Genomic DNA, 13,682 nt, shown 5'->3' on the forward strand with positions numbered 1-13,682 from the left:
TATGCTTCGGAAGAGAAAACGAGGGGTTCATATGACGGGTTCAGCCACTGGCGGCGTTGCGAGCGAAGTCCGCAAACTCGCCCAAAAGCATAAGGTTACCGCTGAGCGTGACAGCATGAGCTGCATGGCCGCGACCATTACTCGTCTGGCAGGCGATGCTGTCGAGCTGGATGGGATTGAGCAATTGCTCGTCAATCTCAAACGTAAAGGTGTTCTCAACAAAGCAGAAATCATGGCCCTTCAAGGACGCTACCTCCAAGAGAAAAGGCGTTGCAAGAGGCAGCTTAGCGCATGACTTTTGACCCCTTCGGCGATTTCGAGACTGAAGGTTATCTTCAAAACTCGCTCAAACTGAAAGACCCTCTTGAAGTCAAAGAGTCCGAGCATCTCTCCTTCGAAGCCAGTATCGAAGATGCCCTTGCCTATCTCGCCAAGCAAAAACCCATCGACTACAAAGCGGTCCTCAAGACCCACGAAATCCTGTTCTCCGGTTTTTATCCGTGGGCAGGAAAAGACAGAAATGAACTGGTCCCCCACCTCGCAGTATTCAAAGGGTCGAAAGATGATCCGCATCACACGATATTCGAACGTCCTGACCTGATCAAAAGATCCGTGGAATACGCCTTTGAACTCGCAGCAAACAAAAAACGTTTTCGTCAGCGCCCCGGCGAAGTAATGGGCCAGTTGGCGTCCGCCCACCCGTTTTTGGATGGCAATGGCCGCACAATCCTGCTCATCTACATGGAGTTGTGCTATCGGACCCGGTTCGCTATCGACTGGTCGAGAACCAATAAAGACGACTACTTGCGAGCACTCGCCGACGAGATTCGAGACCCTTTCAAAGGCCATTTGGATGGTTATCTGACCCCCTTCGTCGTCGATATCTCCAGCCGCGATGAATGGCCAGCAATGATTGGCGGGATAAAGGGTCTGGACGGACTCGACAAGGAAGGGATTACGTATGAAAGCCTGGATGATCCGGAGGTCCAGCGACTTTATAAAACGTATCGAGCAACTTCTCTTGAATAATCCGCGCTCTCCGTGGTGTCGCGGTTGAATTCCGGGGTTTGACTTAACAATGACAAAAGCCTGCTTTTCAGGGCAGGCTTTCGTTTGGATCGCGCAGGCTTACTTCTGCTGAGCGGTGAGCGCCGAGTAGCTGTTCATCAGGTTGCGGTAGTTGGGAATCCGCTGCGACAGCAGATTACCCAAGCCTTCAATATCGTTGCGCCAGTCGCGGTGCAGCTCACAGGCCACCGAGAACCAGTTCATCATCTGCGCACCGGCCTGGGTCATGCGGCTCCACGCGGCTTGTTGCACAGTGGTGTTGAAGGTGCCGGAAGCATCAGTTACCACAAACACGTCGAACCCTTCCGCCAGCGCCGACAAGGTCGGGAACGCTACACACACATCCGTTACCACACCGGCAATGATGATCTGCTTGCGGCCAGTGGCTTTGATCGCCTTGACGAAGTCTTCGTTGTCCCAGGCGTTGATCTGACCTGGACGAGCGATGTACGGCGCGTCCGGGAACATCTCTTTCAACTCCGGTACCAGCGGGCCGTTCGGGCCTTGTTCGAAACTGGTGGTGAGGATGGTTGGCAGTTCGAAGAACTTGGCCAGATCCGCCAGGGCCAGCACGTTGTTCTTGAACTCGTTTGGCGAGAAGTCCTGCACCAGGGAAATCAGGCCGGTCTGGTGGTCAACCAGCAGCACGATGGCGTCGTCTTTGTTGAGGCGGTTGTAGGTTGGAGTGGTCATGATTTGCTTCCCTTTTGAGTTTTTGAAGTTGTTGTTGCGTTCAAGTTGGGTACAGATTACTGACGCACAGGAACGGGATAAATCGGCTGAAAAGCGTTTATCCGTCAACTCAAAAAGGACAATCTCTAGCGACCACAATCGCGCCACCTCGCCCACCGAGCGCGTGCTGTTGAGCAGGAAATTGCGCGCCGCGTGCATCCTGCGTTCGAGCACCCGCTCACTAACGGGCATGTGCCGAAGCAGCCGCCCTCACCCTAGCCCTCTCCCTCAGGAGAGGGGACCGATTGGGGGATATTGGCGATGAACGCCGACGTGCAATAGCGCCGGTGAATTCAATACCGCCAAGCATCGCCGATGCCCGCGTAATCGACGCGACCTGTCAGTTCGATGCGTAACGCAAGACGCCTCGGTCAGCTCCCTCTCCCCGAGGAGAGGTGACCGATTGGGGGATATGGGCGATGAACGCCGATGTGCAATAGCGCCGGTGAATCCAATACCGCCAAGCATTGCCGATGCCCGCGTAATCGACGCGATCTTTCAGGTCGATGCATAACGCAAGACACCTCGGTCGGCTCCCTCTCCCCGAGGAGAGGGGACCGATTGGGGGATATTGCCGATGAACGCCATGTGCAATAGCGCCGGTGAATCCAATACCGCCAAGCATTGCCGATGCCCGCGTAATCGACGCGATCTTTCAGGTCGATGCGTAACGCAAGACGCCTCGGTCGGCTCCCTCTCCCTCCGGGAGAGGGCTGGGGTGAGGGGCTGCCGTTGCAGCGTCGAGCTCGGCTTACAAGGTGTAGGAAATCCCCACCTGCACGGTTCTTGGTGAACCTGGATAGGCGTAGACGTTACCGAACGCGCCCTCTTCATAATCGCGGTCAAACAGGTTTTTCAGGTCAAGGTTGAGCCGCACTTTCTCGTTGACCTTGTAGAAGCCGAGCAGGTCGACAACGGTGTAACTGTCCATCGAGAACGCGGTATTGGCGGTTTGCCCGGCACGCTGGTCGACGTACTTGAGTCCGGTGCCCAGGCCCAGGCCTTTTAGCGCACCGTCCTGAAACTCGTAGACGTTGAGCAGGCTGAAGCTGTTCTGCGGAATGTTCATCAGGCGCGTGCCAGATCGGATCACGTTGTCTTTGGTCACCTCGGCATCGACGTAGGCGTAGCCGCCGATCACCCGCCATTCGGGTGTCAGGTTGCCGGCGACGTTCAGGTCGAAACCACGGCTGCGCACTTCTCCGGCGGCGACGTTGAAGGTCGAGTCAACCGGGTCAGTGGTCAGCACATTGCGTTTTTCGATCTGGTAGATCGCCGCATCCACGCTCAACTGATGGTCCAGCGCTTCCCACTTGATGCCCATTTCGTAGGACTTGCCCTTCTCCGGTGCGAAGCCTCCGCCCGTACGACTCGCGCCGGTATTGGGCTTGAACGAGCGCGCCGTGTCGGCATAGATCGCCAGGGTCTCGGTCAGGTCGTAGGTCACGCCGAGGCGTGGAGTCACCGCATTGTCACTGGCCTGCCAGTTTTTGCCGCCCGGCACATAGGTTTCATAGTCGTGCTCGAAACGCTCAAAACGTGCGCCGGCCAAGACCTTCAGACGCTCGGTCAACGCGACCTGATCCTGTACAAACGCGGCGTAAGTCTTGAGGTTTTCCTTGTCGTGGGTTGGCGTGCGCGTCAGTGCCGGACGCGGCTGGCCGTAGACCGGATCGAAGATGTCGATCGGGTAGGCGCCGACCGCGCCGCTGGAGCGCTGAATGATCGACTTGTAGTCATAATCTTCATACTCAATGCCGGTCAACAAGGTGTGCTGCAAACCACCAGTGCTGAAATGCCCGGTCAGATTGAGCTGGGTGTCCTTGTCGGTCCATTCCAGTTTGCGGTAGTTGAAGTTGCGCCCCAGGGTTCGACCGTCATCGGCAATGCCGTTGGCCTCGATCGCATTGCCCTCAAGCGAACCGTCGAGCCACTGGAAACCACCGCCCAGCGTCCAGTCATCATTGAGCAGATGATCGAAACGCAGTTGCGCCATGTTGTTGTCGTTGTGCAATTTGCCGGCGTCTTTTTCGCCGAAAAACGTGTCACGCGAGGCGGTGCCGATCTGCTTGGCGTAACGCGTCACGCCGCGATCCAGCGGATGATTGTTGCGCATGAAATCACCCTCGAAGATCACCCGGGTGGCATCGCTGGCCTGCCAGGTCAGCACTGGCGTGATGCCGTAGCGCTCGGTCTCGACGTGATCGCGGAAGGTATCGCCGCCCTCACCCACCACGTTGAGTCGATAGGCCAGGCGCCCCTCTTCATCCAGCGGGCCGGAGGCGTCCAGGGTGCCGCGCTTCATGCCTTGATCATTCAACTGACTGCCCAACGTGACCGTGCGCTCGGCCAACGGCTGCTTGGACACAACGTTGAAGGTGCCGCCGGGATCGCCACGGCCGTAGAGCATCGTCGCCGGCCCGCGCAGAACTTCCAGACGCTCGATGGTGTTGGCATCGGGCATGTTCGGGTAGCCGCGATTGATCGGGAAGCCGTTGCGGTAGAACTCGCCGGTGGTGAAACCGCGCACGGTGAACGTCGTCAGGCCCTGCCCGCCAAAATTGTTCGCCCGGCCGACGCCGCCGGCATAGTCCAGCGCATCTTGCAGACGCGTGGCGCCGAGGTCTTCGACAGCATCCTTGGTGACCACGCTGATCGATTGCGGGGTTTCATGGATCGAGGTGTCGGTACGGGTGGCACTGGCAGAACGTGTGGCGCGGTAACCCTGCACCGGGCCGTCAGCCCGTTCGTAATCCGCTGTACCGACCACGTCGGTCGCCTCCAGCTCTAGCGCTGCGGGTGTTGAATCGGCCTGTTCGGCCCATGAGGAAGGGGACAACGCCTGCAGCACGCAAATTGAAAGCAGAGTACGACGCATGAAATGAAAACCTTACGAATAGGCCAGAACGAAGGGTAAAACCGCCAGCAAAACGCGGCGATGGTATACCAAGCGTTCCGTTATTGAAACTTATTCCCATTCGTATATCTAACCGATCGAGTGCCGACAGGTAGGTCACCCATTGCGTCGCACAAAAACCTTGGTCAAACGTGCAATAGTTGTTTCGTCATCGCCATCGAGGTCTGCAGCGACTGCCCGGTACGCTGCAATTTGTTCAGCAAACTGGCGCCCAACCACAGCTGATAAAGGGTTTCCGCCAGATGCCGGGCGTCGCCTGCGGGCAGGCTGTTTTCGGCCTGGCCCTGCTCGATGCACAGAGTGATGCGCGCCACCACTTGCTCGGCGCCATCGCGCAAGGTCAGGCGCATCGACTCCGACAGGTCGGCGACTTCGGCACTGAGTTTCACCACCAGACACTCATCTCCGTGGCCTTCGAGGGTGCAGCGGTTCTGCCAGCCCTGCCAGTAATCCATCAGCCGCTCATAGGCGCTCAGCCCCGGCAGCGTCAGGCGCCGTTCCATGTCGGCGAGATAGCCGACGAAGTAATCCGCCAGCAACGCCTGACCGTACAACTCTTTGGATTTGAAGTAGTGATAGAACGAGCCCTTGGGCACACCGGCGGTTTGCAGGATTTCGTTGAGGCCGACACTGGTGAAGCCCTTTTCGGCCATCATCCGGTGGCCGGTGTCGAGCAAGTGTTGGCGGGTGTCGTCGTAGGTCGGTTTCATTGGGCGCGAATTACCAGGCAATAGACCAGTCGTATATTTGGAGGAACGGAAGTTTGCCATACCTGTCGATGAAAAACCGCAGGATAAAAAATTACTAGACGACTGGTCTAATTGGAATCTATGCTGCGCCCCGACAAACGTTTTCTGACCGGTGTGGCCGATGCGCGAATGTTTCGCCCAATCGAAGACGCCCAACCTACGCAAGGTGCTCTATGAAAATCTTGATGGTTTTGACTTCCCACGATCAACTCGGCGACACCGGCAAGAAAACCGGCTTCTGGCTGGAAGAATTCGCCGCGCCCTACTACGCCTTCAAGGACGCCGGCGCCGACGTCACCCTGGTTTCGCCAGCCGGTGGCCAGCCGCCGCTCGACCCGAAAAGCGATGAGCCTGATGCTCAAACCGCCGAGACCGATCGCTTCCGCCAGGACCCGGCCGCACAACAGGCACTGGCCAACACCGGCCGCTTGGCCGACGTCAACGCTGATGACTTTGATGCCGTGTTTTACCCGGGTGGCCATGGCCCGCTGTGGGATCTGGCCGAAGACAAGCAGTCGATCGCGTTGATCGAAGCGTTTGACCGCGCCAACAAACCCCACGGTTTTGTCTGCCATGCACCGGGTGTATTGCGTCATGTCCTTACCGCTGACGGCAAACCGCTGGTGCAGCATCGCCAGGTCACCGGTTTCACCAACGCCGAAGAAGAGGCAGTCGGCCTGACGGACGTGGTGCCGTTCCTGATCGAAGACGAGTTCCAGCGTCTCGGCGGTTATTACTCGAAAGTCGCTGACTGGCAGGTTCATGTGGTCGCCGACGGGCAACTGGTCACTGGCCAGAATCCGGCCAGTTCCGCCGCCGTCGCCGAGAAACTGCTGAAGATGCTCGGCTAAAACCTCGAACAACCCTTCCAAACGCCGGGTGCGTGTTGCCCGGCGTTATTTTTTCGCCCAGCCTATAGACGACTGGTCTAATAAACCACGAGCAAGGTCATTCATGAACCACAGCAGTTTCTTCACCCCCGCCAAACTGGGTCATCACATCCTGAAAAACCGTATCGTCCTGCCGCCCCTCACCCGTCAGCGCAGCACGCAACCGGGCAATATCGCCAACGAGCTGATGGCCGAGTATTACCGACAGCGCGCCGGCGCCGGTTTGCTGGTCACCGAAGGCACACAAATCGAACCTCGTGGCCAGGGTTATGCGTGGACGCCGGGCATTCATACGCCTGAGCAAATCGCCGGTTGGCGCAAAGTCACCGACGCCGTGCATGCCGTGGACGGGGTGATTTTCGCCCAGTTGTGGCACGTTGGCCGTGTCTCGCACACCGCGTTGCAGCCCGACGGCGCAGCTCCGGTTTCAGCCTCCGCCGTGGCCACCGACCGCGTCAGCGTGTTTATCGAAACCACGCCCGGTGCCGGTGAACTGGTCACCCCGTCGGCACCTCGCGCACTGAGCACTGATGAAGTTCAAGAACTGGTGCAGCTGTATATCCAGGCTGCGCGCAACGCCATGGACGCGGGTTTCGATGGCATCGAATTGCACTGCGCCAACGGTTATCTGGTCAACCAGTTCATCTCGGCCCACAGCAATCTGCGCACCGATCAGTACGGCGGCTCGCTGGACAATCGCCTGCGTTTTCTGCGCGAAGTGGTGGCCGGTGTTGCCGAATGCATCGGCAAGGAAAAAGTCGGCGTGCGCTTCGCCCCGCTGTTCACCACCACTGATGAAGCGCGGACCTATTTGGGCATGGTCGAGGAAGACCCGCACACGACTTACATCGAAGCGATCAAAGTGCTGCAGGACGTGGGCATCGCCTATCTGTCGATCGCCGAAGCCGATTGGGACAACGCCCCGGCGATGCCGTTGACGTTTCGTCAGGCCGTGCGCGCAACCTTCAGCGGCGCGATCATTTACGCCGGGCGCTATACCGCCGAATCCGGGGCGCAACTGCTCGATTCCGGACTGGCAGACTTCGTCGCTTTCGGCCGCCCGTTCATGGCCAACCCCGATCTGCCGGCGCGGATTGCCAATGACTGGCCGTTGAACGCGCTGAACCCGGCGACGGTGTATGGCGGCACCGCCGAGGGCTATGTGGATTACCCCGTTTATCCCGGCTAACCCTTTCCACGCGGCGTCAAGCGCTCCCGCAACAGCGGGAGCGTTCATCCGAGTCGCAGTGAAAGCCCTTGTGGGAGCGAGCCTGCTCGCGAAAGCGGCGTGTCAGTCACTCACAATGTTGAATGTGACGACGCCTTCGCGAGCAGGCTCGCTCCCACAGGGGGGATGTGAATATTCACCGCACAAAAACCTATACACAGACTACAATCTGTACAACTATCTGGACTTAGCACTTAAACGTCCACGCGGCAGCCTGCTGCCCTTACGCTGAATTCGTGAAATGAACAAAACCCGTCGGCTGTGCCTGGTATTGGGTGACCAGTTATCGTTTGATCTGGCGTCATTGGCCGGTCTGGATAGCGAACACGACCGTGTGCTGATGGTCGAGGTTATGGAAGAAGCCACCCATGTCGCCCATCACCCGCAGAAGATCGCGCTGATTTTCAGTGCCATGCGTCACTTTGCTCAGGCGCTGGAGAAACAGGGCATCCAGGTGCATTACGTGGCCCTCGACGACCCGCAGAACAGCGGTTCGGTGCCCGGCGAGCTGAAGCGCTGGCAGACTTTGTTGCAGGCCAGCGAGTTGCACGTGACGGAGTGCGGAGACTGGCGTCTGGAGCAATCGCTCAAAGCATGTGGTGTGCCGATCCACTGGCACGCGGATGGCCGCTTCCTGTGCAGCCGCGATGAGTTTCGCGCTTGGGCCGCAGGCAAAAAACAGTTGCGCATGGAGTTCTTCTACCGCGAGATGCGCCGCAAAAGTCGCCTGTTGCTCAACGGTGACGGCACGCCGGTCGGCGGCGCGTGGAACTTTGACGCCGAGAATCGCAAAGCTTTGCCGAAAACCGTCAAGGCACCCTACCCGGCCGGTTTTGCCAACGATGCAATCACCGTCGAAGTCCTCGCCTTGGTAAAACACCGTTTCGCCAGTCATTACGGCAGTCTGGAGGACTTCAACTATCCGGTGACGCACGCCGATGCCCAGGCGCTCTGGGCGTACTTTCTCGACTACGCCCTGGCCGGCTTCGGCGACTATCAGGACGCCATGGCCAGCGACGAGCCGTTTCTGTTCCATGCGCGCATCAGCGCGGCGCTGAACATTGGCCTGCTCGACCTGCGCCAGCTCTGCGCTGATGTGGAGTCGGCCTATTGGTCCGGCAGCATCGCGCTGAATGCTGCCGAAGGTTTCATCCGCCAACTGATCGGCTGGCGCGAATATGTCCGAGGCGTTTACTGGCTGCACATGCCCGAGTACGCCGAAGGCAATGCATTTGCCAACCAGCGGCCATTGCCGGAGTTCTACTGGACCGCTGCAACCAAAATGAATTGCATGCGCCAGGCCATCGGCCAAAGCCTCAAACACGCCTACGCCCATCACATCCAGCGCCTGATGGTCACTGGCAATTTCGCCCTGCTCGCCGGCATCGCGCCGAAGCAGATCTGTGAATGGTATCTGGCGATTTACATGGACGCGTTCGATTGGGTCGAACTGCCTAACACCCTCGGCATGGTCATGCACGCCGATGGCGGTTACCTCGGTTCCAAGCCTTATTGCGCCAGCGGCCAGTACATCAACCGGATGTCCGACTACTGTCGCGACTGTGCTTACTCGGTGCGCGAAACCACGGCCGACAACGCCTGCCCGTTCAACGCCCTGTACTGGCATTTCCTGATGCGCCACGCCGACCTTCTACGGGGCAATCAGCGCATGGCGATGATGTACAAAAACCTCGACCGCATGCCGCCAGCCAAACAACAGGCACTGTGGCAACGCGGCCAACAGTTGCTCGACACGCTGGATAACGGCGACTTGTTATGAAAACGCACGCGCCCGTGCCCCGCGTGCAACTTAAACAGGGCGCCCCGGGTCAATGGCTCACAAAGCTTACGAAGCAACCTGGGTGTTCGCTTGAAACACGCCTATTGAACGCAGACCAATAATCAAGGCATGAGGGGTGGATATCCTGAAACAGCTTACTCGCGAGGAGCTTGAGTCCGAGGTCACGCGCCTGCGCCTGGCCGTCAAAGCGACCTGCGACGCCGTCTGGGACTGGGATCTGACAACCCATCAGATTGTCTGGAACGACGCGTTGGAACAGGCGTACGGCTATGCCCCCAGCGCCATCGAACCGACGTGTGACTGGCGCTTTGCGCAGATCCACCAGCAGGATCGCGCGCGGGTAGAGACTTCGATTCGGGCGGCGATGGCGGGCACAGGCACCACCTGGAGTGCCGAGTACCGCTTCCGCTGTCAGGACGGATCCTACGCCGAGGTGCTCGACCGCGGGCATCTGATCCGCAATGCCGACGGCAAAGCCGAACGCATGGTCGGGGCCATGCTCGACCTGACCCGTTCGCGCAGTGCCGAAACCGCACTGCGCAAAAGTGAAGAGCGCTTCAGCACCATTCTGGAAACCATCGAAGCCGCCTTCGCCATCGTCAAAGTCAAATTCGACGCCGACGACTACCCCATCGATTACTGCTTCGTTGAAGCCAACCCGGCGTTCGAGCGTCAGGCCGGGGTCAACCTGCGGGGCAAGTGGGTCACCGAGTTTGCGCCCAACCTGGAGAAATTCTGGTTCGAGACCTACGGCCACGTCGCCAAGACCGGCGAGCCGGCCAACTTCGAGAACTACGCCAACACCTTCGAACGCTGGTTCGACGTACGCGCCGTCCGTGTCGGTGACCCGGCCGATCGGCAGATTGCGATCTTCTTCAGCGACGTCACCGAGCGCCGCGACGCGCAGGAACGCTTGCGCGTCAGCGAGGCGATTGCTCGGGAAAACGTCGAACGGGTCCAACTCGCCTTGGCCGCCGGCGCCATTATCGGCACTTGGCACTGGCACTTGCCCACCGATCGTTTCTACGTCGACGAAGCTTTCGCCCGGGTCTTCAACCTTGACCCGGCACTGGGCCGTGACGGTCTGAGCCTGGAGCAAGTGGTAGTCACCGTGCACCCCGATGACCGCGAGGGGCTGACAGTGGCAATCAATGACGCCCTTGCCCGCGGTGGCGCCTATTCGCACCAGTACCGAGTGCGCGGCGGGGATGGCAAATACACTTGGATCGAAGCCAACGGACGCGTCGAATGCGCCGAGGACGGCACGCCTTTACGCTTTCCCGGCGTGCTGATCGATGTCGAAGACCGGCGCAATGTCGAAGACGAACGCGACCGGGTCACCGCCGCTTTAAAAGCGCTCAACGACACACTGGAACAACGGGTCTCGGCGCGCACCGCAGAACTGATGCAAGCCGAAGAGAAGTTGCGCCAATCGCAGAAAATGGAAGCCGTCGGGCAACTCACCGGCGGTCTGGCCCATGACTTCAACAACCTGCTGGCGGGGATCTGTGCCTCTCTGGAGCTGATGGAAAAACGCATCGCCCAAGGTCGTCTGAAGGACATCGACAAATACATGCTGATCGCCCAGGACGCCGCCAAACGCGCGACCGCCCTGACCCATCGCCTGCTGGCGTTCTCCCGCCGGCAGACCCTCGATCCTCGGCCGACTGAAGTCAACGCGCTGATTGCCGGCATGACCGAACTGATCCAGCGCACCGTCGGCCCGAGCATTCGCCTGAAAACGGTCGTTGCCGCCGATCTGTGGCCGGCGCTGGTCGATGCCAGCCAACTGGAAAACGCTTTGCTCAACCTGTGCATCAACGCCCGTGATGCGATGCCCGATGGCGGCAGCATCACCGTCGAAACCGCCAATCGAACCTTGGATGCTGAATCAGCGCGCATACGGGAGATGCCCGAAGGGCAATACCTGTGCCTGTCGGTTGCAGACACCGGTACCGGTATGAGTGCGGAGGTCATGGCCAAGGCCTTCGACCCGTTTTTCACCACCAAACCACTGGGCCAGGGCACCGGGCTGGGGCTGTCGATGATCTACGGTTTCACCAAGCAATCCGGCGGGCAGGTGCGGGTGCAGTCGACCGTGGGGCAAGGCACCATCATCTGCATTTACCTGCCGCGCTACCGCGGCGAAACGCAGCGCAACCACGATGACACGCAAAACTCGGCAACCCTGCCGGCAAAGGCCGGTGAGACCATCCTGATTGTCGACGACGAACCCACCGTTCGAACGCTGCTCAAAGACGTGCTGAACGACCTCGGCTACAACCTGCTCGAAGCGGCCGACAGCGTTGAGGGACTGGAAGTATTGCGTTCCAGCGCGCACATCGATTTGCTCATCACCGATGTCGGCTTGCCAGGCGGCATGAACGGCCGGCAGATGGCCGATGCGGGCCGGGAAATCAGGCCGAGGCTGAAGACTTTGTTCATCACTGGGTACGCGGAAAATTCAGTGATCGGCAACGGTCAGCTCGGCCCGGGCATGCAGGTACTGACCAAACCGTTTGCCGTCGACACGCTGGTGTCACGAGTCGGTGGCCTGCTGTCCATCGACGTTGAGTGAGGGTTGCGCAGCGGATGTCATGAACCTGTTGCGCCCTGCCGTTTTCGCTTGATACAGCGCTTGGTCGGCGCACTCGATCAGAGCGCTCACCGGCTCCAGGTGCGGACCGTGCGCAACGGCGATGCCGATGCTCAGGCTCACACGAGCCACCGGACTGGTGGGGTGGGCAATGTTGGCTTGCTGCAGGCGCTCGATAATCAGCTGCGCCACCACCGCAGCGCCGCCCATATCGGTGTCGGGCATGATCACGGCGAACTCTTCGCCGCCGTAGCGCGCCACCAGGTCCGACGGTCGCCGCACACACTCATCCAGCACGCTACCGACGGTTTGCAGACAAGCGTCGCCGGCAACATGCCCGAAGGCATCATTGAAGCGCTTGAAATAGTCGATATCGATCATCAGCAAGGCCAGTGACGAACCGTCGCGCTTTGCCCGACGCGCCTCTGTGGCCAGGGTCTGGTCGAAGCAGCGCCGATTCGCCAGCCCGGTCAGCGCATCCTTCATGGCCAACAACTCGAGTTGCCGATTGGAGCCGAGCAACTGCTGCTGAGCGATGCGCAGTTCGCCTTCAACCTGGGTCCGGCGCCGAATATCGAGGATCAAGAACCAACCGATCAGACCGGTGAGCCCCAACAGCCCCGCCACCACCACCGCCGACAGCAGTGCCTCGGTTCGCCACGCCTTGAGCGCTTCACGCTTGCCGATGGCGACCGTGGTGATCAGTGGCAACTTCTCACTTTTGCGGAAGGCGTAGAGGCGTTCGACGCCATCCAGGCTGGAGGTATAAGACGCGGTGCCGACCGATTGATCGACCAGGTACTTGGCGTAGATCGGCGACTTGGAAAAGTTGCGGCCCATGTCCTGCTCGCGGAAGGGATAGCGCACCAGCAACGTGCCGTCGGTATAGGACAAACCGATGGCACCGTCCTGGCCGATGTCGAGTTTGCCGAACAGGCGCAGAAAGTTTTCCACGCCCAGCGTCACGGCCACAACCCCGGCGAACTCGCCGCGATCATCATTGAAACGGCGGCTGACGGTGATCACCCACTCCTGATTGGAACGGCTGCGGATCGGTGGCCCGATAAAGGGTTCGCGGCTCGGATCGGCGCGATGATGAATGAAATAGGCTCGATCAATACTGCTGGCACCGACCGGAATCGGCCGGTTCGACGACATCAGCCAATGACCATCTCGGTCATAGATGGTGATACCGCTCATTTGTGGCATCAACGGTTGCTGGCGGTTGATCAGCGCACTCAGGCGCTGGATCTGCGTGGGGCCACTGCCTTCGGTTTCCAGGCGTTCGACCAGCCCGAGCAACAGCAGCGAACTTTGCCGGACAATGCCTTCGGAATAGGTCTCGAGTGCCTGGGTCAGGTTCAACCCGTGCACGTTGACTTCCTCCAGCGCGCGATCGCGCGAAGACAGCACTTTCCAGATGGTCAGCGACGCCAGGGAGCAGCCGATGACCAGCAGCAAGAGGATGACGAGGTGGGTATCACGCTTCACGAAAGTACCTAATGGAAAGTCCGGTTTCCGGTTCCGGCCGTTACTGATTCAAGGCAATAACAGCGGTCGTATGTCCTCGACCGGCGCAAGGATACAAGTAGCGCGTCGAACGTGCAGCAACCGTATGACGGAACGTCGTTTTCAGCCCCTTGACGTTGTTTCGCAACGACACAGCCGTGGCCTGCAACTTATATTCACGGGCGCAGGTCA

The 13,682-nt window shown here is 59.4% G+C and carries 10 protein-coding genes; 6 read left to right on the forward strand and 4 right to left on the reverse strand.

Annotated elements, in window-relative coordinates:
- Positions 1-31 precede the first annotated feature (31 nt).
- Positions 32-295, forward strand: a complete 264-nt coding sequence (locus tag J0G10_RS17815; protein WP_095126629.1) for a hypothetical protein — start codon at positions 32-34, stop codon at positions 293-295.
- The gene (locus tag J0G10_RS17820; protein WP_095126628.1) at positions 292-1,029 is read left to right on the forward strand and encodes a Fic family protein; all 738 of its coding nucleotides are present in this window, start codon (positions 292-294) and stop codon (positions 1,027-1,029) included. The genes J0G10_RS17815 and J0G10_RS17820 overlap by 4 nt, the downstream gene beginning before the upstream one ends.
- Positions 1,030-1,128: 99 nt before the next feature.
- On the opposite strand, the gene ycaC is transcribed toward J0G10_RS17820, so the two are convergent.
- The 3 genes from ycaC to J0G10_RS17835 form a co-directional block, all read right to left on the reverse strand.
- On the reverse strand, positions 1,129-1,761 hold the full coding sequence (gene ycaC, locus J0G10_RS17825; RefSeq protein ID WP_007916011.1) for an isochorismate family cysteine hydrolase YcaC: 633 nt from the start codon (positions 1,759-1,761) through the stop codon (positions 1,129-1,131).
- A gap of 790 nt (positions 1,762-2,551) precedes the next feature.
- A complete protein-coding gene (locus J0G10_RS17830; protein ID WP_220556367.1) occupies positions 2,552-4,678 on the reverse strand; it encodes a TonB-dependent siderophore receptor in 2,127 nt (708 codons plus the stop codon).
- Positions 4,679-4,842: 164 nt separating this feature from the next.
- Positions 4,843-5,427, reverse strand: a complete 585-nt coding sequence (locus tag J0G10_RS17835) for a TetR/AcrR family transcriptional regulator (RefSeq protein ID WP_220556368.1) — start codon at positions 5,425-5,427, stop codon at positions 4,843-4,845.
- A 212-nt stretch (positions 5,428-5,639) separates the two neighbouring features.
- On the opposite strand from J0G10_RS17835, the gene J0G10_RS17840 reads away from it, so the two are divergent.
- The 4 genes from J0G10_RS17840 (at position 5,640) to J0G10_RS17855 (ending at position 11,963) form a co-directional block, all read left to right on the forward strand.
- Positions 5,640-6,317 carry a type 1 glutamine amidotransferase domain-containing protein gene (locus J0G10_RS17840; protein ID WP_220556369.1) on the forward strand — a complete coding sequence of 226 codons (678 nt, stop codon included), beginning with the start codon at positions 5,640-5,642 and terminating at the stop codon, positions 6,315-6,317.
- Positions 6,318-6,420: 103 nt separating this feature from the next.
- Entirely contained in the window at positions 6,421-7,545 is a 1,125-nt protein-coding gene (locus J0G10_RS17845; RefSeq protein WP_220556370.1) for an alkene reductase, read from the forward strand.
- Positions 7,546-7,825: 280 nt separating this feature from the next.
- Entirely contained in the window at positions 7,826-9,364 is a 1,539-nt protein-coding gene (locus tag J0G10_RS17850) for a cryptochrome/photolyase family protein (protein WP_220556371.1), read from the forward strand.
- 136 nt (positions 9,365-9,500) lie between these two features.
- Complete coding sequence (locus J0G10_RS17855; protein ID WP_220556372.1) at positions 9,501-11,963, forward strand: hybrid sensor histidine kinase/response regulator; 2,463 nt, start codon at positions 9,501-9,503, stop codon at positions 11,961-11,963.
- Here the strand turns inward: J0G10_RS17855 and J0G10_RS17860 are convergent.
- Positions 11,925-13,472 (reverse strand): sensor domain-containing diguanylate cyclase, encoded by a 1,548-nt coding sequence (locus J0G10_RS17860; RefSeq protein WP_095047878.1) that lies wholly within the window; start codon positions 13,470-13,472, stop codon positions 11,925-11,927. The genes J0G10_RS17855 and J0G10_RS17860 overlap by 39 nt on opposite strands.
- Between the last annotated feature and the right edge of the window lie 210 nt (positions 13,473-13,682).

This window comes from Pseudomonas germanica, from assembly GCF_019614655.1.
Classification (GTDB): Bacteria; Pseudomonadota; Gammaproteobacteria; order Pseudomonadales; family Pseudomonadaceae; genus Aquipseudomonas; species Aquipseudomonas neuropathica.